Source organism: Aeromicrobium sp., from assembly GCF_049587115.1.
GTDB lineage: Bacteria > Actinomycetota > Actinomycetes > Propionibacteriales > Nocardioidaceae > Aeromicrobium.
Genome location: NZ_JBAVDI010000003.1, coordinates 1 through 24,112, shown reverse-complemented (window position 1 = coordinate 24,112; position 24,112 = coordinate 1). Strand labels below are relative to the sequence as shown.

At 65.8% G+C, this 24,112-nt stretch carries 20 protein-coding genes; 10 read left to right on the top strand and 10 right to left on the bottom strand.

Going from position 1 to position 24,112, the window contains the following annotated elements:
- Positions 1-37 precede the first annotated feature (37 nt).
- The 4 genes from WB461_RS00245 to WB461_RS00230 are packed head-to-tail and all read left to right on the top strand — an operon-like array spanning position 38 to position 5,502.
- Positions 38-2,485, top strand: a complete 2,448-nt coding sequence (locus WB461_RS00245; protein ID WP_423850711.1) for a DNA gyrase/topoisomerase IV subunit A — start codon at positions 38-40, stop codon at positions 2,483-2,485.
- A gap of 26 nt (positions 2,486-2,511) precedes the next feature.
- A complete protein-coding gene (locus WB461_RS00240) occupies positions 2,512-3,213 on the top strand; it encodes an LppX_LprAFG lipoprotein (RefSeq protein ID WP_423850710.1) in 702 nt (233 codons plus the stop codon).
- Positions 3,213-4,997: an MFS transporter gene (locus WB461_RS00235; protein WP_423850709.1), complete on the top strand. Its 1,785-nt coding sequence runs from the start codon at positions 3,213-3,215 to the stop codon at positions 4,995-4,997. The genes WB461_RS00240 and WB461_RS00235 overlap by 1 nt, the downstream gene beginning before the upstream one ends.
- Before the next feature lie 10 nt (positions 4,998-5,007).
- Positions 5,008-5,502, top strand: a complete 495-nt coding sequence (locus WB461_RS00230; protein WP_423850708.1) for a beta-class carbonic anhydrase — start codon at positions 5,008-5,010, stop codon at positions 5,500-5,502.
- A gap of 5 nt (positions 5,503-5,507) precedes the next feature.
- Here the strand turns inward: WB461_RS00230 and WB461_RS00225 are convergent, their stop codons facing one another.
- Positions 5,508-7,571, bottom strand: a complete 2,064-nt coding sequence (locus tag WB461_RS00225) for a DNA gyrase/topoisomerase IV subunit B (protein WP_423850727.1) — start codon at positions 7,569-7,571, stop codon at positions 5,508-5,510.
- 188 nt (positions 7,572-7,759) lie between these two features.
- On the opposite strand from WB461_RS00225, the gene WB461_RS00220 reads away from it, so the two are divergent.
- The gene (locus tag WB461_RS00220; RefSeq protein WP_423850707.1) at positions 7,760-8,002 is read left to right on the top strand and encodes a DUF7455 domain-containing protein; all 243 of its coding nucleotides are present in this window, start codon (positions 7,760-7,762) and stop codon (positions 8,000-8,002) included.
- Between the two features lie 70 nt (positions 8,003-8,072).
- On the opposite strand, the gene WB461_RS00215 is transcribed toward WB461_RS00220, so the two are convergent.
- Positions 8,073-9,383 carry a phospholipase D-like domain-containing protein gene (locus tag WB461_RS00215; protein ID WP_423850706.1) on the bottom strand — a complete coding sequence of 437 codons (1,311 nt, stop codon included), beginning with the start codon at positions 9,381-9,383 and terminating at the stop codon, positions 8,073-8,075.
- A 432-nt stretch (positions 9,384-9,815) separates the two neighbouring features.
- Complete coding sequence (locus WB461_RS00210) at positions 9,816-10,259, bottom strand: ferritin-like domain-containing protein (protein ID WP_423850705.1); 444 nt, start codon at positions 10,257-10,259, stop codon at positions 9,816-9,818.
- A 412-nt stretch (positions 10,260-10,671) separates the two neighbouring features.
- Between WB461_RS00210 and WB461_RS00205 the strand changes: the two genes are divergently transcribed.
- Positions 10,672-11,202, top strand: coding sequence for a hypothetical protein (locus WB461_RS00205; protein ID WP_423850704.1), 531 nt, complete (start codon positions 10,672-10,674; stop codon positions 11,200-11,202).
- Positions 11,203-11,857: 655 nt separating this feature from the next.
- Here WB461_RS00205 and WB461_RS00200 read toward each other — a convergent pair.
- The 4 genes from WB461_RS00200 to WB461_RS00185 all read right to left on the bottom strand — a co-directional run bounded on the left by WB461_RS00200 (position 11,858) and on the right by WB461_RS00185 (position 16,476).
- Entirely contained in the window at positions 11,858-12,088 is a 231-nt protein-coding gene (locus WB461_RS00200) for a hypothetical protein (protein ID WP_423850703.1), read from the bottom strand.
- Positions 12,089-12,398: 310 nt separating this feature from the next.
- Positions 12,399-13,817 (bottom strand): RNA polymerase sigma factor, encoded by a 1,419-nt coding sequence (locus tag WB461_RS00195; RefSeq protein ID WP_423850726.1) that lies wholly within the window; start codon positions 13,815-13,817, stop codon positions 12,399-12,401.
- Between the two features lie 184 nt (positions 13,818-14,001).
- Positions 14,002-15,480, bottom strand: a complete 1,479-nt coding sequence (locus WB461_RS00190; RefSeq protein WP_423850702.1) for a glutamate--cysteine ligase — start codon at positions 15,478-15,480, stop codon at positions 14,002-14,004.
- A 9-nt stretch (positions 15,481-15,489) separates the two neighbouring features.
- Positions 15,490-16,476, bottom strand: coding sequence for a DUF4192 domain-containing protein (locus WB461_RS00185; protein WP_423850701.1), 987 nt, complete (start codon positions 16,474-16,476; stop codon positions 15,490-15,492).
- A gap of 122 nt (positions 16,477-16,598) precedes the next feature.
- Between WB461_RS00185 and WB461_RS00180 the strand changes: the two genes are divergently transcribed.
- The 3 genes from WB461_RS00180 to WB461_RS00170 all read left to right on the top strand — a co-directional run bounded on the left by WB461_RS00180 (position 16,599) and on the right by WB461_RS00170 (position 21,021).
- Complete coding sequence (locus WB461_RS00180) at positions 16,599-17,903, top strand: DNA polymerase IV (protein ID WP_423850700.1); 1,305 nt, start codon at positions 16,599-16,601, stop codon at positions 17,901-17,903.
- Complete coding sequence (locus WB461_RS00175; RefSeq protein WP_423850699.1) at positions 17,900-19,999, top strand: S9 family peptidase; 2,100 nt, start codon at positions 17,900-17,902, stop codon at positions 19,997-19,999. Before WB461_RS00180 ends, WB461_RS00175 begins: the two co-directional genes overlap by 4 nt.
- Positions 20,000-20,070: 71 nt before the next feature.
- Positions 20,071-21,021 (top strand): sigma-70 family RNA polymerase sigma factor, encoded by a 951-nt coding sequence (locus WB461_RS00170; RefSeq protein ID WP_423850698.1) that lies wholly within the window; start codon positions 20,071-20,073, stop codon positions 21,019-21,021.
- Here WB461_RS00170 and coaE read toward each other — a convergent pair.
- Together coaE and WB461_RS00160 are read right to left on the bottom strand one after the other, a co-directional pair.
- The gene (gene coaE, locus WB461_RS00165; protein ID WP_423850697.1) at positions 21,018-21,620 is read right to left on the bottom strand and encodes a dephospho-CoA kinase; all 603 of its coding nucleotides are present in this window, start codon (positions 21,618-21,620) and stop codon (positions 21,018-21,020) included. The genes WB461_RS00170 and coaE overlap by 4 nt on opposite strands.
- A 9-nt stretch (positions 21,621-21,629) precedes the next feature.
- Positions 21,630-22,454: an SH3 domain-containing protein gene (locus WB461_RS00160; RefSeq protein WP_423850696.1), complete on the bottom strand. Its 825-nt coding sequence runs from the start codon at positions 22,452-22,454 to the stop codon at positions 21,630-21,632.
- Between the two features lie 137 nt (positions 22,455-22,591).
- Between WB461_RS00160 and WB461_RS00155 the strand changes: the two genes are divergently transcribed.
- Positions 22,592-23,902, top strand: coding sequence for a class I adenylate-forming enzyme family protein (locus WB461_RS00155; RefSeq protein WP_423850695.1), 1,311 nt, complete (start codon positions 22,592-22,594; stop codon positions 23,900-23,902).
- Here WB461_RS00155 and WB461_RS00150 read toward each other — a convergent pair.
- Positions 23,855-24,112: phosphatase PAP2 family protein (locus WB461_RS00150; protein WP_423850694.1), on the bottom strand; the 258-nt coding region annotated here is incomplete at its 5' end. The genes WB461_RS00155 and WB461_RS00150 overlap by 48 nt on opposite strands.

The following is a 24,112-nucleotide window of genomic DNA, read 5'->3' as shown; positions in this document are numbered from 1 at the left end:
AATGGATCCGCACGACCCGCAGAGCAGGAGAGGATGCATGGCCCGCAGCAGCAAGCAGGCTCCCGAGGAGGATTTCGAGGAGCACATCGTCGACACCGACGTGAGCGACGAGATGCGTTCGAGCTTCCTCGAGTACGCCTACTCGGTCATCTATGCGCGCGCCCTGCCCGACGCCCGGGACGGGCTCAAGCCCGTGCAGCGCCGCATCCTCTACACGATGGACGACCTCAACCTGAGGCACGATCGCGGGCACGTCAAGAGTGCTCGAGTGGTGGGCGAGGTCATGGGCCGTCTGCACCCGCACGGTGACAGCTCGATCTACGACGCCCTGGTCCGATTGATCCAGCCCTGGTCGCTGCGCCTCCCGCTGGCCGACGGTCACGGCAACTTCGGCTCACAGGACGATCCACCGGCGGCAATGCGCTACACCGAGGTCCGCATGCACGGCGCCGCGGAGGCCATGACGGCCTCGATCAACGAGGACACGGTCGACTTCCGGCCCAACTACGACGGCCGCGAGACCGAGCCTGTGGTGCTGCCTGCGGCGCTCCCCAATCTGCTGGTCAACGGCGCCAGCGGCATCGCAGTCGGCATGGCGACCAACATCGCTCCGCACAACTTGATCGAGGTCGTCCAGGCCCTGCGACATCTCATTGCCAACCCGGCCGCCGACCTCGACGACCTGATGCGGTTCATCCCTGGTCCCGATCTACCAACCGGCGGCAAGATCGTCGGCCTCGACGGCATCCGCGATGCGTACGCGACCGGCAACGGCTCGTTCCGCATGCGTGCCTCAGCCCGGGTCGAGAGCGTCACCCCCCGCCGCAAGGGCATCGTGGTGACCGAGCTGCCCTACAACGTCGGCCCCGAGAAGGTCATCGAGGCGATCAAGAAGCTCGTGCAGGCCAAGAAGCTGCTGGGCATCTCGGACATCAAGAACCTGACCGACCGGCACAAGGGACTCAACCTGGTCATCGAGATCAAGAACGGCTTCATCCCCGAGACGATCCTCGAGCAGCTCTACAAGAGCACGCCCATGGAGACCTCGTTCGGCATCAACGCCGTGGCCCTGGTCGACGGCCAACCACGCACGCTGGGCCTCAAGGAGCTGCTCGAGGTCTATCTCGGGCACCGGCTCGACGTCGTCAAGCGACGCACCCGGTTCCGCCGCGGCAAGGCCGCCGACCGGCTGCATCTGCTGGACGGTCTGATGTTGGCTCTGGTCGACATCGATGAGGTCATCCAGCTGATCCGGGCCAGTGACAACCGCGGCGAGGCCAAGGAGCGCCTGATCGCGGTGTTCGACCTGTCGGACATCCAGGCGACCTACATCCTCGACCTGACCCTGGGCCGACTCACGAAGTACGACCGGATCGAGGTCGAGAAGGAGATCGCCGAGCTACGCGAGCTGATCGAGGGTCTCGATGCGATCCTGGCCGACGACCAGGTACTCCGCTCCCTCGTGGGGGACGAGCTGAACGACATGGCTCAGACCTTCGGGACACCGAGACGGACCGTGCTGCTGGAGTCATCCGGCCAGACCGCCACCGCAGCGTCTCCGCTCGAGGTCGCAGACGACCCCTGCTGGGCCCTGCTGTCCGCAACAGGCCTCCTCGCACGTACCTCCGACGACTCCCCGCTGGGCGAGGTGGATCGGCGGGTCAAGCACGACACGATCGTGTCGGCCGTGCGCACCACCGCACGAGGTGAGATCGGCGTCGTGACTGCTGACGGCCGCATCCAGCGCGTTCCGGTTCTCGAGCTGCCGGCGCTGCCACCGACGGCCCAGTCCCCCAACCTGCAGGGCGGTGTGCCCCTGCGCGAGATTCCAGGCCTCGAGGGCACGGTTCTGGCGCTGACAAGCCTCCGCGACACCGGCCCGGGCCTCGCCCTCGGCACCCGCACCGGCGTCGTCAAGCGGGTTCGGCCTGAGCTTCTCTCGCGCGATTCCTGGGACATCATCTCCCTCGACGATGGCGACATCCTGGTCGGTGCCGTCGAGCTCACCTCAGGCGAGGAGGAGCTCGCGTTCGTGACGTCCGACGCCCAGCTCCTGCACTTCTCGGCCGCACTGGTTCGTCCGCAGGGCCGCACCGGCGGGGGCGTCGCGGGCGTCAAGGTCGGGCCGGGCGAACGGGCCGTGTCATTCGGTGCCGTGCGCGACATCCAGACCGCCCACGTCGTGACGGTGGCCGGCTCCGCAGACGCACTGCCCGGCACCCAGAACGGCGCGGTCAAGGTCAGCCCGCTCGCCATCTATCCCGCCAAGGGGCGGGCGACCGGCGGTGTGCGCTGCCAACGCCTGTTGAAGGGCGAGGACGCATTGCTGCTGGCCTGGGTCGGCGACGGCCGTCCGATGGCGTGCGCGACCAGCGGCTCGCCCGTCGACCTGCCCGACCCGACCGATCGACGCGATGGATCGGGGGTCCCGGCGGCCCAGCCGATCCTCGCAGTCTCCGGGCCAGCCGGAACCATCCCGGCCTGAGTCGACAATCGTGCGAGACTGACGTCGTGCGCATCCGACTCCTGATCCTTCCCCTGATCGCCTCAGTCCTGGTCGCGGGCGGCTGCTCCGGCTCCTCGGACAGCACGGTCGATCCGGCCAAGCTGCAAGCCAGACTCACCGAGGCCAAGAAGACGATCGACGACGCAGAGACGATCACCATCTCGCTGGCCACCAAGAGCCTCCCGTCCGGTGTCACGGGCCTGCTGTCAGCGAAGGGCAAGGGCAATCACTCCCCCGCATTCGCGGGCAAGGTGACAGTCGTGACCGGCGGTACGAGCCTGGGCGCCGAGGTCGTCGCGCTCGACGGGCAGGTGTACGCCAAGACGAGCTTCGCGCCGGTTTTCCTGACGATCGATCCAGCCTCGCTCAAGGCGCCCGATCCCGCTTCGCTGCTCGCCCGGGACACTGGCATCACGCAGATCCTCGCCAAGACCGACAAGCTCACCCAAGGCGGCCAGTCACGAGATGGCAAGGACGTCCTGACGACGATCAAGGGCATCCTTCCCGGCAGCCTCGTGCGCGACATCATCCCGTCGGCCGCGGCGGATCAGACGTTCGCAGTCACCTACCGGCTCGATGACGCCGACGTGCTCCGTGACGCGACCCTCACGGGCGCGTTCTATCCGCAGGGCGGGGACGTCACGTACACCGTGGTCCTCACCACCTCCGACACACCGGTCACGATCGAGAAGCCCGCTCGCCGCTGATGACCACCCGGGAGGCGATCAGCCCGGCTTCCAGGGTCCTGCTGGGCCTGGCGGCGGTCGCAATCTCGTTCGCCGCGGCCGACACCTACGTGGTGGTGCTCGCACTGCCCGACATGATGACCTCGACCGGGCTGCAGCTCGACGAGCTGCAGCGTGCCGCGCCGATCGTCTCGGGCTTCCTGCTGGGCTACGTCGGCGTCCTGCCGCTCATCGGCCGGATCTCTGATCTTCGGGGCCGGGTCCCGGTGCTGCTGGGTTCGCTCATCGTGTTTGCGATCGGCTCACTGATCACCGCGGCGGCGTACAACCTCGAGACCGTCGTGGTGGGACGACTGGTGCAGGGCATCGGCGGGGGCGGATTGATCCCGCCGACCCTCGCACTCGTGGCCGATCTCTGGCCGCCCAAGAAGCGTGGCCTGCCACTGGGCATCGTCGGTGCGGTGCAGGAGCTCGGTAGCGTCCTCGGCCCGCTCTATGGTGCCGCCGTGCTGGCCTTCGGTGACTGGCGCCTGATCTTCTGGCTCAACTGCGCGCTCGGGTTGATTCTCGCCGCCGCGATGTTCACCCAGCGCGACGCCGTTCTCCCCACGGCCCCGCAGCAGTCTGCAGATCGGCGCCTCGACGCTGCTGGCATCCTGCTCGCGGTCCTGACCCTGACTGGAGTGACGCTGGTGATGGCGGCGCCTGACCGGTTGGCGCGGGACGTCCAGCTCGGTCGGGCCTATCTGCCGGTGACCGGCGACTCACGCTGGCTGACCCCTCTCGCCCTGACCACCGGCATGCTGCTGGTGCTGTTCCTGATTCGTCAGGCCACCGCCCGGCACCCGCTTCTCGGCTGGCGACAGTGGCCGGCCCTCGCACGGGAAACGGATCTCTGGGGCGCCCTGCTGCTGACGACCGGTCTGGGCGCTGTCATCGTGACGTTTGCCTCGGCGCAGCCCGAGAAGGGTGCAGTCTCCGATCAGGCGCCATGGCTTGTTCCGATCGCTCTCGTCGCTTTCGCTGGATTCACCATTCGGCAACGACGCGCCGCCCGGCCCCTGATCCCCCGGGGGGCACTGTCGGCCCGACCGGCGTGGGGTGCACTGGTGGTGTCGTTCTTCGTCGGCGCCGCACTCATCGCTGCCCTGGTGGACATTCCTTTTTTCGCCCGGCTCACGGTGTACCGCGACTCGCAGCTCGACGCGGCGCTCGTGCTCGTCCAGTTCCTTGTCGCGCTGCCGGTGGGTGCGTTGCTTGGCGGGTGGCTGCTGCGGAAGGTGTCGGCGTCCTCGCTGACTTGCGTCGCGATGCTGATGAGTGCGGTCGCGTTCTGGCACATGTCCACCTGGGATGCTCAGTCGCTTGACCATCAGATCGAGACGCTCTCGCTGGTCCTGGGCGGTCTGGGCTTTGGTCTGGCCATCGCTCCGGTCAACGCCGCCCTGCTGGCACACACCGCCGATGTCGTTCACGGCGTCAGCTCGGCACTGCTGATCGTCGCCCGCATGGTTGGCATGCTGCTGGGCATCTCTGCCCTGACCACGATCGGCCTGCGTGCGTTCTACGCGGCCTCGGACCGTATCCCTCCGGCCGCGAATCTGTGCAACGGCGAGGCGACGCTGTGCCAGGCGTACAAGGACGCGGTCCGGGATGCCGGCATCACCCAGCTGCACGCCGTGTTCATCGGAGCAGCGGTCTGCGCGGCAATTGCAGCGGTGCTCGCAGCGGCGCTTCTACGCGAGCCAGCCGAGCTGGCCGAGCCGACATCCGCCCGGCTCCGGACCCGCTCCGAGGATGGATAGAATCTGCCCCATGCCCGACTTCGACGACCTGCTCGCCGCCAACCGCGACTACTCCGCCGGGTTCAACATGTCCGGTTTCGATGGCATCGCCCACGCCGGAGTTGCGATGGTGACCTGCATGGACTCGCGGATCGACCCGCTCAAGATGATTGGTCTGACGCCCGGAGACGCAAAGATCATGCGCAACCCGGGTGGACGCGTCACCGACCAGGCACTTGTTGCCCTGGTGCTGGGAGTCAACCTGCTGAAGGTCAGCCGCATCCTGGTCGTGGAGCACACCCGCTGCGCCATGGCGTCCTCCACCGAGGACGAGCTGAAGGAGCGGATCGGCGCGAGCGCCGGTGCAGATGCCTCCTGGATGTCGCTCGGTGCGATCGTCGACCAGGAGCACACGATTCGTGGGGACGTCATGCGTGTTCGCAGTCACCCGCTCATCGGCAACGACATCCAGGTCGGCGGATTCCTCTACGACGTCGACACAGGCCTGCTCAACCGCGTCGACTGAGCAGCTCAGGCGTCGATCTTGTCGGCGTCGATCTCGTACGCGCCCTGCACGATGAACTCCTTGCGCGGCGGCACCTCGTTGCCCATCAACAGCTCGAACACCGACGAGGCCTCTTCGCCATCATCGACCGTGAGCCGGCGCAACGTGCGGTGTCGGGGGTCCATCGTGGTCTCGGCCAGCTGACCGGCGTCCATCTCGCCCAGCCCCTTGTACCGCTGGACCGGATCCTTCCACCGGATGTTTTTGCGCTGCAGCTCGGCGAGCTTGCGCTGCAGCTCGGCGTCGGAGTACGTGTAGACGTACTTGTCCTGACCCTTCTTGGGATTGGACAGCTCGACCCGGTGCAGCGGCGGGACCGCGGTGTAGACGCGGCCGGCGTCGACGAGTCCTCGCATGTAGCGGAAGAACAGCGTCGCCAGCAGGCAACGAATGTGTGCTCCGTCGGAATCGGCATCGGCCATGAAGATGATCCGGCCGTATCGTGCAGCGTCGACGTCGAAGGTCCGGCCCGACCCTGCACCGACGACCTGGATGATCGAAGAGCACTCGGCGTTCTTGAGCATGTCGCCGATGCTGGCCTTCTGGACGTTGAGGATCTTGCCCCGAATGGGCAGCAACGCCTGGAACTCGGAATCACGAGCCGATTTGGCCGTGCCGAGCGCGGAGTCGCCCTCGACGATGAACAGCTCGGAGCGCTCGACATCGTTGCTGCGACAGTCGGCGAGCTTGGCCGGCAGCGCGCTGGACTCGAGTGCGTTCTTGCGCCGCTGAGTGTCTCGCTGCTGGCGGGCCATCAGCCGGGTCCGGGACGCGCCGACGACCTTCTCCAACACTTGGCGCGCCTTGGCCTTGTGGGCGGTCTTGGTCGAGGTGAGAAATGCCTTGAGCTCACGGCTCACCACCTGGTTGACGATCTTGGTGACCGCCGGTGTGCCGAGAACCTCCTTGGTCTGTCCCTCGAACTGGGGCTCGGCCAGCCGGACCGTCACCACGGCGGTCAGGCCCTCGAGCACATCGTCTTTGATGATGTCCGGATCACCGGCCTTGAGCAGCCTGGTGTTGCGCAGCACGTCATTGAACGTCTTGGTGACTCCGCGCTCGAATCCACCGAGGTGCGTTCCACCCTTCGGGGTGGCGATGATGTTCACGAAGGATTGGACCTGCGTGCCGTAGTCGGTTCCCCAGCGCAGCGCGATGTCGACGCCCAACATCCGTTCGATGTCCTGGGGTGTCATGTGGCCCTTGTCATCGAGCAGTGGGACGGTCTCGGTGAAGACGTCCTCGCCCTGTAGCCGGAGCACATCGGTCACCGGCGCGTCGGGAGCCAGGAACTCACAGAACTCGGTGATGCCGCCATCGTGCCGGAACTTCTCCTCGTGAGGCTCGTCGCCGCGACGATCGCTGATCACGATCTCCAGGCCGGGCACGAGGAACGAGGTCTGTCTCGCTCGGGCCACCAGCTCTTCGTAGGCGAAACGCGCTCCTTTGATGAAGATCTGCGGATCCGCCCAGTAACGGACCCGGGTGCCGGTTCTTGTCTTGGGCACTTTCGCGATCTTGCGCAGCTCGTTGGTCGGGGTGAAGTCCGAATCGGGGCGGTCGTCGGCGAAGATCCCGGGTTCGCCCCGGCGGAACGACATGGCCCAGGTGGCGCCACCCTTGTCGACCTCCACGTCCAGCCGTGCCGACAGGGCGTTGACGACCGAGGCGCCGACGCCGTGCAGGCCGCCGGTCGCGACGTAGGATCCGCCGCCGAACTTACCGCCGGCATGCAGCTTGGTGTACACCACCTCGACGCCGGTGAGGCCGGTCTTCTTCTCGACATCGACGGGCACGCCCCTGCCGTCGTCCTGCACCTCGACCGAGCCGTCGTCGTTGAGGGCCACCCGGATGTGGGTGCCGTAGCCGGACAATGCCTCGTCCACCGAGTTGTCGATGATCTCCCAGAGGCAGTGCATCAGGCCACGAGTGTCAGTCGACCCTACGTACATTCCTGGGCGCTTGCGGACCGCCTCGAGTCCCTCGAGCACCAGGAGGTTGCGAGCGTCGTACGTGCTGTCGATGATCAGTTGCCTTTCGCGCTGGTCGGCCTTCTCCCCAGCCTATCCAGCGCATTCACGCCCGGGTCTCGTGACACGCGGCTCACCGCGCGCCTGCGGCCATTTGTGTCACTCGGGGAGTATGTATGTCGTAGGTCACGAACGGCCACGAGGAATACCCCCTCGTGATTGGATGTTGACCACATCAGAACCGCCGAATGCTCAGAGAGAAGGTCATCGTGACAACACTGACAGCCCCCATGCTGAGCTCCCTCGACCGCTGTGACCGTTGCGGCGCTCAGGCATACGTACGCGTGACGCTCGGCGGCGGTGGTGAGCTGATGTTCTGTGCCCACCACGCGCGCCAGCACGAGGACAAGCTGCGCGAGATGTCCGCGTCGATCCACGACGAGAGCGAGCGACTGGTCGCCAGCTCCTCGTCATCCGTCGACGGAGACTGAGCAGTCACCCCACACAGACACAGCGAAAGGCCCGGCCAGGAGATCCTGGTCGGGCCTTTCGCATCGTCTGTCAGTACGGGAAGTTGTGGATCTCTCGCGACTTGAGGATCGCCTTCCAGTGCTCGAGGTAGTCGTCGTAGACGCCGGCGTCGGTCGTCTCGGTGGTCACCTCGTCGCTGACCACCAGGTTGGAACCGGTCAACGCGGCTGAACCAGCCTGCACGAGCTTGGTGCGCGAACCGTCGGACGGCCACGATCCACCGCCAGGAAGCTGCTCCTCGGGGTTGAGCCTGTTGGCCTTCAACACCGCGTCGACCAGGATCGTCTTGTCGTGCGGCTTGGCCCACGCCGCTTCGATGCGACGACTCGACGTCTTGAGGACGTCGAGGATCGGACGACAGATACGAATGTACTGCTGGCAGTGCGCGATCCGATTGACCCTGAGGTCGTCCTCGAAGTAGACGCCGGAGATCTTGCAGCCACCATCGGCGAGCTCGACGAGCTTCTCGGCCACCGCGATACGGCGATACTTGAAGCGATTCTGCTGCAGCCGGATGCGGCACTGGTCGTCCGGGACCACGCGGTTGAGCAGATTGAGCACCGGATCCTTGCCGTTGGTCGGCGTGGCGTAGATCGGCGTCGCGTAGATCGTGACGTTCGCCAGGTTGGAGTAGAACATCCCGTTGTAGGCCCATTGCGATGTGTAGCCATCCGCGCTGGCGCCGCTGTAGCCGTACCTGCCGGGGTGATCCTTGATGTACTGCAGGTAGCTCGAGCCGATGGACCGCTCCTCCCACATGTCGTTCCACATTCGGCGGGTCTGGGTGAAGAGCTTGCGGTCGTTGTAGACCGTCAACCCGTTGTTGTAGGTCTTCTCGCCGCTGGGGCCGCCGAGATTGGCCGAGCCGGACCAGAAGACTCGCTTGGCGCTCGTGCCTTCACGGGTGAAGGTGTCGTTGATCAGCAAAATCTTCGAGTGCATGATCGCGCCCTTGGCGCTGGACAGGCACGCCAGACTCCTGCCCTTCTGGCAGATCTTGAACTTGCCGGTGTGCCTGCCCTTGTAGGTCGCGCTCTGCAGCGCACTCGCCAGAGCTCGCGACTCGTGTGATTGAGAGGCCTTGCCGTGGATCACGCGCACCTGCACACCGGCTTTGGCGGCCCGGACGAGCTCGCGGCCGACACGGTGGGAGTTCTCCATCCGCGAGACCGACAGCAGCACATAGTTGCCGAGCCGCTCGGCCTCGGGGCGGGTGGCTCCGCTGGGCTTCCTGTACGTGCCGCGGATCAGCCGTTCCAAGTCGTTCAGGAGCGAGAAGTCACTGTTCGCCGAGCTGGAGATGGACTTGTAGGGTCGCGAGAAATTGCTCTCCAGCGTCACGGGGAAACTGGCGCCGTATGGTGCCCCGCTCTGAATCGTTGCCGGGGGCGTGGAACCACTGACGGTGGACTCATCGGCGGGAGCCACCAGCGCCGTTGACGAAGTCGTCTCCGTGGGAGTCGTCTCCGTGGGCGTTGTCGCCGTCTCGTCCGCTCCCGATGCTGCCGTGGCGAAGCCCAGGAAAAGGCTCGCAAACACCACCCCTATGCCGGTGATGCGCCATCCGCGTGTCGAACCGCCGGTTTTTTGCACAGGTCTGCTCTCCGAGACGCTCGTCAATGTCGTGACAGTCTAACGCAGACGGCCGAGCCGGGACGCATGATCGCTGTGCGACGAGATATCACCGATTGAACGCACAAACAGAGCCGCCCCTGTCACCAGTCGTGACGGGGCGGCTCTCTGGTTCCAGTTTGCTGGCTACTTGATGTTCAGTCAGTCTGCGTTCTGGAGAGCCTTGACCTCATCGCGGGCGGCGACTACCGCGGCATGCTGTTTACTCACAACTTCGTGAAAGCCGGGGCTGAGGTCGTGCTTGAGCGCATCCTCATATTCCGACACCGCGTGGTCCTCACCGGTAACGGCGGCGCTGAGGACGCTACCCGCGTCATCGCCGGTCAGCGCGTCCTTGAGAGAAATCCAACCGCGGTGCAGGGAAGCGGCAACCGACCCGCTCTTGTCGACGTCCTCGTCGTACTGGTGACCGAGGTCGACTATCTCGCGACAGAAAGTTGCGCGCTGCTCCGACAGGCGCTGCAACGTCTCAGCCCACTCGGGGCGGTCGCTGTCTCGCAGCTTTTCGGCGGCGCTGGCGAAACCACGCTCGCCGTCCTTCAACGTTTCGACCAGTTCCTTTGCGACCTTCTCGTCGTCCGACATGTCTGCTCCTGATTTAAGGGGATTTGGCGATGTTGTTGTCGCCTTACCCGCCGGAGCGTCCACCAAACTGGTCTCGAAAACCCCGCCCCACCTGCTCGTTCACGCGAGCAGTGACAGGACCCCTCCTGTCGCCTCGGGCCCTCCCGAAGAATCTCGTTACGTTCCTCGCCTTACTAACAGCAGAGCGTTGAACATGCGATTCCCGCAGGGGGGTCAACGGCAACCGAAGCCGCCAGAGGACTAGGAGGCGCCCCTCTACGAAACCAATGTGAACCGGGCTTATCTGGGTCGATCGTGCGCGCTCGACTGACCGCAGAGCACTAGGGCAAATAGTTTTACTGTTTCGATCCGCGACCGACCGGGGTGTGTCAGTGTTCGAGCGTCAATTCAATATCCACGGGAGGGAGCCCTCGTGAACACCAACATCATCGGACGCTCGTGCGCAGCGGCCGTCATCAGTGTCATCGGAATAGCCAGCGCCGTCGCGCCCGCCCAGGCGGAAGACCCAACGCCCAGCTGTGACCTGACCGCCCTCAGCGCCTCCATCGACCAAGCCAAGGCCGACGCGCGCGTCGCTCAGAAGGCCTACACGATCTATACCAGGACTTCCATGAAGGCCTTGGTCAAGATCTACAAGGCTCACGAGATCGCAGAGGCGCGGGCGACGGCGAAGAAGGCCAGCCGCCTGACCGCTGCTGCCGCGAAGGACGCCACTATACGTGACGCTGCCCAGGCCGCGCGCGCGACCGCCCGAGTGGAGGCCAAGGAGGCTGCCAGGGTGCGGCGTGCCAGCTTCGCTGAGCTCAAGCGCCAGGTCAGGGTCGAGCGGGCAGCACTCAAAGTGACCTGGAACGCCGCCAAGGCTGCGCTAGCCTCGCTGAGGCAGCAGATGGAGGATTGCACCGAGACCCCCGAGGCCGAGACGCCGCCTGCTTCTGCCTGATACCGTCCGAAACAGCCGATCTCACGACGTTGTGAGATCGGCTGTTTTTGTGCTCAGCTCACCGGCCAGATGACGAGCTACCCGTATCGCGGCGCCTGCACAGCTCGTCTGACGTCGTCCACATGCGCCACGATCCGATCAGGATCAGCGCCGGCCCCGGCCTCTCCCCCGAAGAACAGTGGGGCGATCGTTCGTTCCAGCGATGTCAGCGACCGATGTTGACCAGAATCGTCAGGATCACGGAGAGCGCAACAGAAACTGCGATCATCGTCAGGCACCCGAATGTGCCGCCGAGAGGGCGGACTCGTAGTGGGCTCATGCGGTGACACGTACCCCCGGTAGTGACCCCTACACAACGCACCACCTCAAACATCCCCCCGAGTCGCGCGGCGCGGTCGTCGTGATTCGTAGGGAATCGGCCTGCCCTGCCGGCCATGCCCGGCTGGAGAAAGACCTTGGCTCAACGATCCCCGGTTAAGTTCGGCGTGCTCGAGCTGGTCAACGGGACCGTCAAATGTTGCCATTTTCGTCGTAATATTGGCGTCCCTCCGCGGGCATAGGGCTGGGACTGCCAACCCTGCTCACGGAGTCAATGTCGTATTGTCCGAGGCGATTGACCCAGTTCTTTCGCCAGAATCGGTGTGCGTTGTCACGTTCACTGGAGCACGAATTCATAGTCGGCCCGATCCGCGATGTGCTGGGCGTAGTCACGGATCTTCGAGTCGGAAAGGTCCAGTCCCAGCGCGGCCATAGAGCTCTCGACTTCGGGGACGATGTCCTCGACATCCAAGCCCGCGAAACTCATCCTGAGCGATTCGTCAGCGGCGACAATCTTCCGGCCAATATCAGCGACGACTTCGTTCATGGCGTCGTTGTCGATCTTCACAGTGGTTCGCATACCAAAACGGTAAGCCCCATCGGGGACACTCGCGATCTGCCTGGATCAGCGTGAGCGGTTTGGACTTCCTGGCGAGCTCGTTCTTCCACGGTGGTACACCGGGTCTCGGCGCTGGCGATCGATTCGCACCGCACCCGGAGTTGGCGCAGAGCACCGGTGTTGAGAGGGCGTTGACGCATCTCGCGGATCTTGAACGCAACAACTCGCTGGCGGCCCTTCGATCGCCTATGGCGTCACGACCACTGTCGATGATCCTTGAATCGACTCAGTGCATTTTCAGCCTGACTAGAGGCCTGACTCAGTCGAGATAGTCGCGCAAGACCTGCGAGCGCGAAGGATGCCGTAACTTGCTCATCGTCTTTGACTCGATCTGGCGGATGCGCTCGCGCGTCACGCCATAAACTTTGCCGATCTCGTCGAGGGTCTTGGGCTGACCGTCGGTCAGCCCAAAGCGCATCGAGACGACGCCGGACTCACGCTCGGAGAGGGTGTCGAGCACGGCGTGCAGCTGCTCCTGCAGCAGCGTGAACGAGACGGCGTCTGCCGGGACGATGGCCTCGGAGTCCTCGATCAGGTCACCGAACTCCGAGTCGCCGTCCTCGCCCAGGGGCGTGTGCAGGCTGATTGGCTCACGGCCGTACTTCTGGACCTCGACGACCTTCTCGGGTGTCATGTCGAGCTCAATCGCGAGCTCTTCCGGCGTGGGCTCGCGGCCCAGGTCCTGGAGCATCTGACGCTGGACGCGAGCCAGCTTGTTGATGACCTCGACCATGTGAACAGGGATGCGGATGGTGCGAGCCTGGTCCGCCATCGCGCGGGTGATCGCCTGGCGGATCCACCAGGTTGCGTAGGTGGAGAACTTGAAACCCTTGGTGTAGTCGAACTTCTCGACTGCACGGATCAGGCCCAGATTGCCCTCCTGGATCAGGTCCAGGAACAGCATGCCGCGGCCCGTGTAGCGTTTCGCCAGCGAGACGACGAGGCGCAGGTTGGCCTCGAGCAGGTGGTTCTTGGCCCGACGACCGTCGACCGTGATCCACTCGAGCTCTTCGAGCATCTTGGGAGATATGCGCCCACCCTTGGCAAGCTTCTCCTCGGAAAAAAGACCCGCCTCGATGCGCTTGGCCAGCTCGACCTCCTGACCGGCGGTCAGCAGCGAAACCTTGCCGATCTGCTTGAGATAATCCTTGACCGGATCGGCCGTGGCGCCGGCGACCATGACCTGCTGGACCGGCTCATCGCTCTCATCGGCAGCCGAGATCGTGTAGGACGACTTCTCGTCCTCCTTGAGCGTCGGATCCGTCGCGAGGTCCTTCTCGAACTCCTCGTCGGGGATGTCCGGGAGGATCTTCTTGCCCTGCGCATCGACCTGCACGGCCGGCACCTCGAGCACCTTGGCGATGTCGATGTCTGCCGGGATGTTCGACTCCTCCTGGCTCACGGCTGCCTTCTTCGGCGCTGCCTTCTTGGGCGCTGCCTTCTTGGCTGCGGCCGGAGCCTTCTTGGCGGGGGTCTTCTTCGTCGTGCCTGATGCGGTCTTGGTCACTGTCGCTTCTGTCTTCGCCGGGGAACTGGACGGTGTGCTGGCCTTGGCAGCCGAGGTCTTCCTGGCTGGTGCCTTCACTGCTGTCGTGGTCTTCTTCGCTGGTGCCTTCGTAGCTGCTGGAGCCCTCGTGGCGGGGGTCTTGCTCGGTGCCGCAGGCTCCTCCTTCGCCACTCCCGCGAGAAACTTCGTGACTGCTCTCAACGGATTTGCTGATGCGGGATTCACCGGCACGTCAACCTCGCAAACGGTAGATGGGCGCAACAATTAGGCCTGTGGTCAACCTCTAGCTCAAGTGTGCCACGCCACGCCAAGGCGTTCCATCTCAGGGGCTTCTCAGGCGGGTGTTTGGGTGCTCTCAGGAGCGGGTCGGCCACGAGTGGACCGGCTCACCGCCGTGCATGTGCTCCTCATACGACCTGGTCGTGGCGCGCATGGCCGCGATTCGATCCTTGGTCGCTCCCAGCTGGTGACCGAGCTCCCCGATCAGCCAGGTCGCGCCGTTGCGTCCAGCGATGCAGCGTTGCTCGACGATGCCGAGCAGGCGGTCGCGCACCTCGGTGTCGACTCCCATCTCCTCGAGCCCGGTGTGCGCCAGCGGCAGCAGCTGGCGCAAGACGAGCTCACGCACAGACACCGTGCCCACCGACGGCCAATAGATCTCGGTGTCGATACCTGAACGCGCTGCCTGGTGAAAGTTGTCCTCCGCGGCGCGGAACGACAGCTGCGACCACACAGGACGATCGCTGGACCCCAACACCTTGACCAGCCCGTAGAACAGGGCCGCGTTGGCCATTGTGTCGACGACGGTGGGCCCTGCGGGCAGCAGTCGGTTCTCGATCCTCAGGTGCGGCCGTCCGCCGGATACGTCGTAGATCGGTCGGTTCCACCGGTAGACCGTTCCGTTGTGCAGCCTGAGCTCTGGGAGGTTTGGAATCCGGCCTGCCTCGAGCTCGACCAGCGGGTCTTCCTCGTCGACGATTGGCAGCAGTGCCGGGAAATAGCGGACATTCTCCTCGAACAAATCGAAGACCGAGGTGATCCACCGTTCTCCGAAGAAGACGCGAGGGCGAACGCCCTGAGCCTTGAGCTCCTCACTGCGAGTGTCGGTCGCCTGCTCGAACAAGGCAATGCGGGTCTCGTGCCACAGCTGCTGGCCCAACAGAAACGGTGAGTTGGCACCAACCGCGACCTGCACCGAGGCGATGGCCTGCGCTGCGTTCCACATCGGCGCGAAGTCGTCGGGCTCGACCTGCAGGTGCAGCTGGGTGCTGGTGCACGCCGCCTCGGGGACGATCGAGTCGGCCGTCGTGGCCAACCGGTCGACACCATCGATCACGATCTCGATGTCCTCACCGCGAGCTGCAAGGATCTGATCGGACAGCAGGTGATAGCGCGGATTTGCCGAGATCGATTCCCGACTGAGATGGCCCTCGTCGAGAGTCGGCAGAATCCCGATCATGACGAGGTGCGCCCCGACCTCGGCAGCCTTGACCTGCGCCTGGTTGAGGTCGTCGCGCAGAGAGTCCTGGAGGACGTCCAGCCCCCTGCCCGCGATCCGCGCTGGTGGCACATTGATCTCGATGTTGAACAGGCCGAGCTCGGTCTGGAAGTCCTCGTCGGCGATGGCCTCGAGCGCCTCTGCGTTCTTGAGTGCGGGGTCACCCTGGTCATCGACCAGATTGAACTCGATCTCGATGCCGACGTGCGTGTGCTCGACCGACAGGTCGTACTCGCTGAGCATCCGAGCGAAGACATCCAAGCAGCGCCGAACCTTGGCGCGATAGATCGTGCGGTCCTCGCGGCTGAACTCGCGGGCGTCGACATCCTGTCCCATGAACACACCCTAGGCCGAGGTCGACCCGGCGGCTCGAAACTCCTGCCACCGAGACGGCGCCACTCCACTTTGCAGCATCTGCAGCATGAGCCCGGCCATCGAGTACTCCGGATCGGCCGCGAGCGCCCGCTCGGTGGCGATGAGCGACTGCGCCCCGTCACCGATGAGCCACGCGGCGAAGGCAGTGAGGCTCAGGACAGCCGGCTCGAACGGCGGCACGACGCTGCGCGACACCTCGGCCAGGACACGCAGCATGTCGGCGGCGGTCTCCGGAGTGATCTGCTCCCAGACCGCGTCACGCGTGGCGATCCCCGACACCCAGACCGAGAACCTGGCCAGGTCGTCCTCGGACAGGACCTGCCCGCTCAGCCCGCGGTCCAGGATCGGCTGGATCTGCGCCATGGCAACCCCGTAGAGATCGCCCGCGGGCGTCTGGCTGATCAGCCGGACCACCTCGTCGAGAACCTCGCCCGTCGCCCGCTCCATCCACGCCCGGCGTGGGCACTGCACCGCCTGGAAGCGTCGAACGAGAGCATCCCGATCAGGGAGGATCTCCTGGCCCGCCGCAACCGCCTGAACGATCGCAAGGTGGTGGTCAGATGACTCGTAGGCGATGCCGTCCGGCGAGAAGCCCGGTTCGTCGGTCCAGTAACGCTCGCCGTTGGCGCGGGCCGCGACGATGATCGGGATCCCGTCGAGCTCCCGCCCGACTGCCGCAACCAGGTCGCGCGCAACGATCTGCTCGCCCGTCACAGCCAGAACGATCGCGCCCTCGGCCCCCTGATGCCGCAGGTGGCCAGCGACGAGCTGCGCGAGCGCATCGACGTCCTCGGCCGGGGGAATGTCCACGCGCAGGCGGAATCCGAAGCGGCGGCGCGGTCCGTGGGTCGCGACCGCAACGAGGGACTCGGTGGGCCGGAACCCGAACAGCGTCGGAAGTGTATTGAGCAGATCGGGTATGTCGCGGGCCGTGTAGACCGACGGTGTCTGTGTCATGTGCCCACGCTCGCTGTCGGACACCTGCGAGTCAGGTGGTCCGTGCACCCCTGTGGACTCCCAGACTCGTCGACACTCGATGTGCATGTAGCACTGTCCGCGAGGCACGACACACTTGTCCCATGCGGTCATCGGCGTCGATCATGCACCTGGATCTTGATGCCTTCTTCGCGTCCGTCGAGCAGCGGGACAAGCCTTCCCTGCGCGGCCGCCCGGTCATCGTCGGCGGCATCGGACCACGGGGCGTGGTCGCGACCGCCTCCTACGAGGCCCGGGTGCACGGAGTCAGGTCAGCAATGCGGACGGCCGAAGCGCGGGCCCGTTGCCCACATGCGGCGTTCCTCGGTGGCCGGTTCGACGCGTATCGCGAGGCCAGCCGCTTGGTCATGGACCGCCTTCGGGCGGAGTCCGAGCTGATCGAGCCCCTGTCGCTCGACGAGGCCTTCGTCGACCTGAGCGCAGGTGCTGAGTTCGATCCGGACGAAGTCGAGGAGGTGGTGGCCGCTGTCCGATCCGACATCGCTGACCTCACCGGAGGTCTGACTGCCTCCGTGGGAGTCGCATCCTCCAAACTCATGGCCAAGATCGCCAGCGAGATCAACAAGCCGAACGGTGTCTTCGTCGTGCAGCCGGGAACGGAGGCCGCTGTTCTCGGACCTATGCAGGCGACGGCGCTACCCGGCGTCGGCCCGGCCACGGCCGAGCGTCTGCGGCGAGTCGGCATCCTCACGGTCGAGGATCTTCGCGCGCCCAGTGAGGTCGAGCTGGTCCGGCTGCTCGGCCAGGCGTCCGGCCGGTCACTCCACCGCATGGCCCGCGCCGATGACGACCGTCCCGTCGTCGCCTCACGCGAGACCAAGTCGGTCAGCGTCGAGGACACCTTCGAGCAGGACATCTCCGACCGCCTGCAGCTCGAGAGCATCATCGAGCGGATGGCCCGATCGGTCTCGGGACGGTTGCGCAAGAACGGGCTTTCCGGACGCACCGTGACACTCAAGATGCGGCACCACGACTTCGAGACCCACACCCGCTCCTCGACGTTGCCCAATCCCACGGACAACGCCCGAATCCTGGCCGCAACAGCTCGGGGACTGCTCGCGGGCGAAGACATCAGCAACGGCCTACGTCTGCTCGGGGTCGGGGTGAGCGGTCTGGCCGACTGGGTGCAGGACGACCTGTTCGCGAGCGAGGACGACGACGAGGTCGAGGAGGTGGAGGTCGAGGAGGATCCCCGCCGTGACATTCGCTGGTATCCCGGCATGGACATTCACCACGAGTCACACGGTGACGGCTGGGTGTGGGGCTCAGGGCTGGGGCGAGTCACGGTCCGCTTCGAGACCAGGTGGACGCCGCCAGGTCCTGTGCACACCTTCCGCACCGACGACCCTGCTCTCGGCGCAGGCCACACCGGTACGTTCGAACCATGACCGTTCCCCCGCCGATCGCCGAGCGGCGCCCCATCGTCCGCAGCCACCACGGAGACGACTTCGTCGACGATTACGAGTGGATGCGTGACAAGGAGGACCCCGCGACGCTGGCCTACCTCGAGGCCGAAAACGCCCACACCGAGGAGACCACGGCTCACTTGGCGCCCTTGCGTCAGCAGATCTTCGACGAGATCAAGGCGCGCACCCTCGAGACGGATCTGTCTGTACCGGTGCGCCGAGGAGCCTGGTGGTACTACGCACGGACCCTGGAGGGCAAGCAGTACGCCATCCGGTGCCGGTGCCCGATCGGAGACGTCGAGGACTGGGAGCCGCCCGTCCTGGAGGCCGGCACCGAGATCGACGGCGAGGAAATCCTGCTGGACTCCAACGTGGAGGCCGAGGGGCACGAATTCTTCTCGCTCGGGGCCTTCAGCATCAGCGACGACGAGAGCCTGCTGGCATGGTCGGTCGACACGCAGGGCGATGAGCGCTACACCATCCGGATCAAGGACCTGCGCACGGGCGAGGTACTCACTGACGAGATTCCCGCGACCAGCGGTGGCGCTACGTGGTCGGCCGGCGCGACGCACCTGTTCTACACGACGGTCGACAGTGCTTGGCGGCCTCACCGAGTGTGGCGGCACACTCTGGGCTCGACCGACGAGGACGCCCTGGTGCTCGAGGAGCCCGACGAGCGCTACTTCGTCGGCATCGGACGTACGCAGTCCGAGAAGTACCTCGTGATCGGCCTGTCATCGAAGGTCACGAGCGAGGTGCGCGTCCTGGAGGCGGACGAGCCCGAAGGCGAGTTCCGCACTGTCCTGCCCCGCAAGGACGGCGTCGAGTACGCCCTGGAGCACGCCATCATCGGTGGGGTCGACCACTTCGTGATCCTGCACAACGAAGATGCGCTCAATTTCGAGCTCGTGGTGCTCCCGGTCCACGACCTGACCGACCGCCACGTGCTGATCGCCGGCAGCGAGACGACCCGGCTGGAGGATGTCGACGTCTTCGCCCACCAGCTCGTCGTGTCCTACCGTCGCGACGCTCTCTCACGCATCGGCATCATGGCGATCGACGACGCCGGAATCGGCCCGCTCCAGGAGATCGAGTTCGACGAGGAGCTGTTCACCAGTGGAGTCGGCGCGAACGCCGAGTGGGACCAGCCGATGATCCGGGTCGGTGTCGGCTCGTTCATCACCCCTGCCTCGATCCTCGACTACGTCGTGTCGACCGGCGAGCTGATCCTGCGCAAGCAGGCTCCTGTGCTCGGTGGGTACGACGCCGATGAGTACGAGCAGCACCGCAGCTGGGCAGTTGCCGAGGACGGCGTCCGGGTACCGGTCTCCATCGTGCGCCGCAAGGACACTCCCCGCGATGGCACTGCCCCCGGACTGATCTACGGCTATGGCTCCTACGAGGCCAGCATGGATCCGGGCTTCTCGGTCATGCGGCTGTCGCTGCTGGACCGCGGCTTCGTCTTCGCGATCGCACACGTGCGCGGAGGCGGCGAGCTGGGCCGACACTGGTACGACGACGGCAAGATGCTGCACAAACGCAACACCTTCACCGACTTCATCGCCAGCGCGCGGCACCTCGTCGAGGAAGGCTGGACCTCGGCTGACCGACTGGTCGCCGAAGGCGGCAGCGCCGGCGGGCTGCTCATGGGTGCAATCGCCAACATCGCTCCCGAGGCCTTCGCAGGCATCGTCGCCAGCGTCCCGTTCGTCGACAACCTGACCACGATCCTGGACCCGGGCCTGCCGCTCACCGTCATCGAGTGGGATGAGTGGGGCAATCCCCTGGACGATCCTGAGGTGTACGCCTACATGAAGTCGTATGCGCCGTATGAGAACGTCGGAGCGCACGACTACCCCGCGATCCTGGCAGTCACCAGCCTGCACGACACCCGCGTCCTGTACGTCGAACCGGCCAAGTGGGTCGCCCGGCTCCGGGCCACCGCATCAGGCTCCTCCCCCATCCTGCTCAAGACCGAGATGCATGCGGGCCACGGCGGGGTCAGCGGACGCTACGCGGCCTGGGAGGAGCGAGCCTGGGAGCTGGCCTGGATCATCGACATAGCACGCACCACCTAAGAAGCATCTGAGAGCGGAATCCTTCAGGCACCACGAGCGTTCTGATCAGTAAAGACACTGATCGGAGGCGCATGGTGAGCGCACGAAACGGCAGCAGCAACATCGAGGGCAAGGACAGCGTCGGCATGTACCTCGCCGAGATCGCCCGCACGCCCCTGCTCGACGCCGAGCGAGAAGTCGATCTCAGCAAGACCGTGGAGGCCGGGCTCTTCGCTCGACACCTCCTGGCCGAGGGACGCATCGGTCGACGCAAGGGCGGAGCACCGAAGTCGGCCACCGAGGAGGAACTGACCTGGCTCGCCGACGAGGCTGACCGGGCGGTCCAGGAGTTCATCCAGGCCAACTTGCGACTGGTGGTCTCCATCGCCCGCAAGTACGGCCGCTCGGCGATGCCGATGCTCGACCTCGTGCAGGAGGGCAACACCGGCCTGATCCGTGCGGTCGAGAAGTTCGACTACGTCAAGGGCTTCAAGTTCTCGACCTACGCCACGTGGTGGGTGCGTCAGGCGATCACCCGCGGCATCGCGCAGCAGGCGAGGGTTGTTCGACTCCCGGTCCATGTCGTCGAGGAGCTCAACCAGGTCACGGCCGCGCGCCGCAATCTCGAGCGGCAGCTGGGCTACGACCCGGAGCCGGCCGAGGTGGCTCTCGAGCTTGGCATGGACGTCGACCGGGTCATCGATCTGATGGCATGGGGACGCGACCACGTCAGCCTCGACTCCCCTGTCGACGAGGACGGCGACACGTCGCTGGGTGATCTGATTGCGCGGGAGACGCTGCCAGGACCGGACATCGCGATGCTCGATGACGAGACTCGACACCTGATCTCGAACCTTGTCGACAACCTGGGCGAGCGCGAGGCCGACATCGTGCGGGCCCGCTACGGCCTGCTCGACGGTCGCCAGCAGAAGCTCGCAGACATCGGCAAGCGGCACGGCATCTCGGCCGAGCGGGTGCGCCAGCTGGAGCGGGAGGCGCTGGCCACCCTGCGCCGAATCGCCGATCCGGACCTGGCCGCCTAGGCCGGGGCCGACCGAGACACGAGTTCGTCCCAGACGCCCCCGACGATGCGGGCGAGCTCGTCCAACGGACCGGTGTTGTCGATCACCAGATCGGCGGCATCGGTCCGTTGCTGTCTGGAGGCCTGCGCACCCATCCGGGCCCGTGCGTCAGCCTCGGACATGCCGCGAGACCGGACCAGCCGATCGATCTGGGCGCTCTCGGGGACATCGACCACAAGAACCACGTCACACCGGTGCTCAGCTCCCATCTCGATCAGCAGCGGGTTGTCGTGGACCACGATCGAGTCTTGCGAGACCGCGGCCTCGTGCTCCGCCGCCAGCCGAGCGATCTCCGGGTGGGTGATCGCGTTGAGATCACTCAGCGCAGCCGGGTCGGCGAACACCAGCGCGCCGAGCGCGGGCCTGTCCAGCGAGCCGTCCGACGCGATGACGCCAGGGCCGAAGCGTGCAGCGATGGCCTCCAGTGCCGGGCTGCCAATGTCGACCGCGTCGCGGGCGAGCCGGTCGTAGTCGATCACGACAGCTCCGTGGGCGGCCAGCAACGCACTGACGCTGCTCTTCCCCGAGCCGATACCTCCGGTGAGACCGACCCGCAGCACGTTCGACGCCTACTGCGCGGAGCTGCCGTAGGTCGTGACGTGCACGTGATCCATGTGATTGGCCGTGGCGCCGCCACGATCGGACATGCCGCGCCAGCCGGGCGACGTGGCCGGACGCCAGATGCGCTGGCGCCAGATGATGTACTCCACGCCGAGCTCGGCACGGTGCTCCATCACGAACGCGGCAACCTCATTGCCGAGGTCGCTGGACACCATGATGTCGAGCGCTTGACCGGTGGCGTGCTCGCCGCGTCCGGCAACGCCGCCGTAGCGGACGATCGACGGGAACTTGGCGCAAACCGCGCGGTGCACCTTGACCGTGTCCGGGCGGAGACCGTTCTCCGGGCCCGAGCCGGCGGCACAGGGCGACGAGCCCAGCGGCATCTCCTTGGCAAGGCTCTTGGAGCGCACCCAGCGGGGCAGATCCTTGTGGATGATCTGGGTCCAGTCGCCGGACTTCACGCCGGTGATGTCCACGGTCTTGCCGGAGGAGACCTTCGCCAGGACTGGTGACGACCCCTTCGCCGCCGCATGGATCTCGACCGGTACCACCGCGAAACGCGTGCCTTCGATCTTGTCCTCGGCGGCTGCCTCGTTGGTCAACGGGGCGCGTTCGGCGCTGCGACTGACCTTGACGGGCTGCTCGCTGGCAGCCATCTCGAACACGTCCTTCTTGGGTGCCGAAACGATGGCCGTCGGCTTCGCGTCGTCAGCGTTGACGACCATCGTTCCAGCCGCAGCGACTGTCAGCAGGCCTGCAAGGGGAAGGATCGCGTGGGTCGCGCGGACGCTGCGGGGCGCCTTGCGGACTTGCCTGTGGCGGGTGTCTGCCACGAATTAACCACCTTGATGCATAGCCGGGTGTATGTCTCAGCCTTCGAGTCAAGCATACTTTGCACCTCGGATCACGCGGGCACGTCGGTTCTCCACAGGGCGTCGTGACCGATGTCTCACGATCGAGAGGATTTCCGGTGCTCCAGGTCCTCACCGCTGCCGACAGCGCTGTTGATCAGGCCGCCGTTGCAGGCTCTCTGGCCGCGTCCGGCCTGCGCGTCGGCGACCGGGTGGCGCTGTCGGTTGCAGGGTCTGCGGACTATGTCAGCGTCGTACTGGGAGCGACCCGCAGCGGCATCGTGCCGGTGCCACTGGATCCGCGACTCACCGAGTACGAGCGCGAGGCGATCATCGCGGACATCGAGCCGGCTCTGGTCGTCGACCGGGATGAGAAGCTCACCGACCTCCTGCGCGGCGATCCGATCGAGCTCGACCGCTGGCCCCGGTGCCGGCCGATGCACTTCACCTCCGGCACGACCGGCAGACCGAAGGGCGTGTGGTCGGGCCTCCTGACGCCGGCGCATGCCGCGTCGTTGGCGCGTGAGGAGCGCGACCTGTGGGGCTTTCATGCGGGCGACCTGGACCTGGTGGTGTCGCCGATCTACCACTCGGCGCCGTTGCGGTTCGCGATGGGGACGCTGCTTGCCGGAGGATCGATCGCGGTGCTGCCAGCCTTCGACGCCGCGGGACTCGCCGCGGCGATCGACCAGCTTCGCCCCACGTCGATGTTCTGCGTTCCTGCCCACCTCCAGCGGCTCTTCGGCCAGCTCGACGATGCTGGTCAGACGCTGGACGCCTCCTCGCTGCGGCTCGTCGCCCACGCTGGGGCTCCGTGCCCAGAACCGGTACGTCGACGTGCTCACGAGTTGTTCGGAACGGACACCGTGTGGGAGTTCTACGGCTCGACCGAGGGGCAGTTCACCGCATGCCCCGCAACGGAATGGGTCGCCCACCCGGGCACGGTGGGTCGCGCACGGCCGGGACGCGTCGTGACGACTGATCCCGACGGCCAGCTGTGGTGCGCCGTGCCGGAGTGGGCACGATTCGTCTACTGGAATGCCCCCGCAAAGACGCGCGATGTCTGGCGGAACACGCCCGACGGACCGGCCTTCACGGTCGGTGATCTCGGTCGCGTCGAGGACGGGCGGGTCTATCTGGACTCCCGGCGCGAGGACCTCATCATCAGCGGCGGGGTCAATGTCTACCCCGCGGAGGTCGAGGCCGCCCTCGAGGGCACCCCCGGGCTTGTCGACCTGGCGGTGTTCGGTCGCGACGACGAACGATGGGGGCAGCGGGTGTGCGCAGCGTACGTCGGGGATGTCGAGGAACAGGTTCTGCGTGATGTCGCCGCCCGACGTCTCACCCCGCCGAAGCGGCCCAAGACGTATCAGCGGCTGCCGTCACTGCCGCGTACTGCGACCGGCAAGGTCCGACGCACCGAGCTGTGAGCGCTCGACCGCTGCTTCGGCGTCGAGCGGCTGATCCGGAGCGGCGAACTGCTCGCCCACCCAGGCGCCCACGAAGCCCAGCAGCAGTCCCACGATCACGTCGGAGACGTAGTGCCAGCCGAAGTACACGGTGGCCAGGATCGTCAGGACCAGGAACACCCGCAGGAACCACTGGGCAGGCCGCGGGAACCCCGCACGGCGGGCCACCAC

Bases quoted from the DNA above. Each gene is read 5' to 3' on its own strand.
- WB461_RS00245 (WP_423850711.1), top strand. From the start codon at position 38: ATGGCCCGCAGCAGCAAGCAGGCTCCCGAGGAGGATTTCGAGGAGCAC.
- WB461_RS00235 (WP_423850709.1), top strand. From the start codon at position 3,213: ATGACCACCCGGGAGGCGATCAGCCCGGCTTCCAGGGTCCTGCTGGGC.
- WB461_RS00230 (WP_423850708.1), top strand. From the start codon at position 5,008: ATGCCCGACTTCGACGACCTGCTCGCCGCCAACCGCGACTACTCCGCC.
- WB461_RS00220 (WP_423850707.1), top strand. From the start codon at position 7,760: ATGCTCAGAGAGAAGGTCATCGTGACAACACTGACAGCCCCCATGCTG.
- WB461_RS00210 (WP_423850705.1), bottom strand. From the start codon at position 10,259: ATGTCGGACGACGAGAAGGTCGCAAAGGAACTGGTCGAAACGTTGAAG.
- WB461_RS00190 (WP_423850702.1), bottom strand. From the start codon at position 15,480: ATGGGACAGGATGTCGACGCCCGCGAGTTCAGCCGCGAGGACCGCACG.
- WB461_RS00185 (WP_423850701.1), bottom strand. From the start codon at position 16,476: ATGACACAGACACCGTCGGTCTACACGGCCCGCGACATACCCGATCTG.
- WB461_RS00180 (WP_423850700.1), top strand. From the start codon at position 16,599: ATGCGGTCATCGGCGTCGATCATGCACCTGGATCTTGATGCCTTCTTC.
- WB461_RS00175 (WP_423850699.1), top strand. From the start codon at position 17,900: ATGACCGTTCCCCCGCCGATCGCCGAGCGGCGCCCCATCGTCCGCAGC.
- WB461_RS00170 (WP_423850698.1), top strand. From the start codon at position 20,071: ATGGTGAGCGCACGAAACGGCAGCAGCAACATCGAGGGCAAGGACAGC.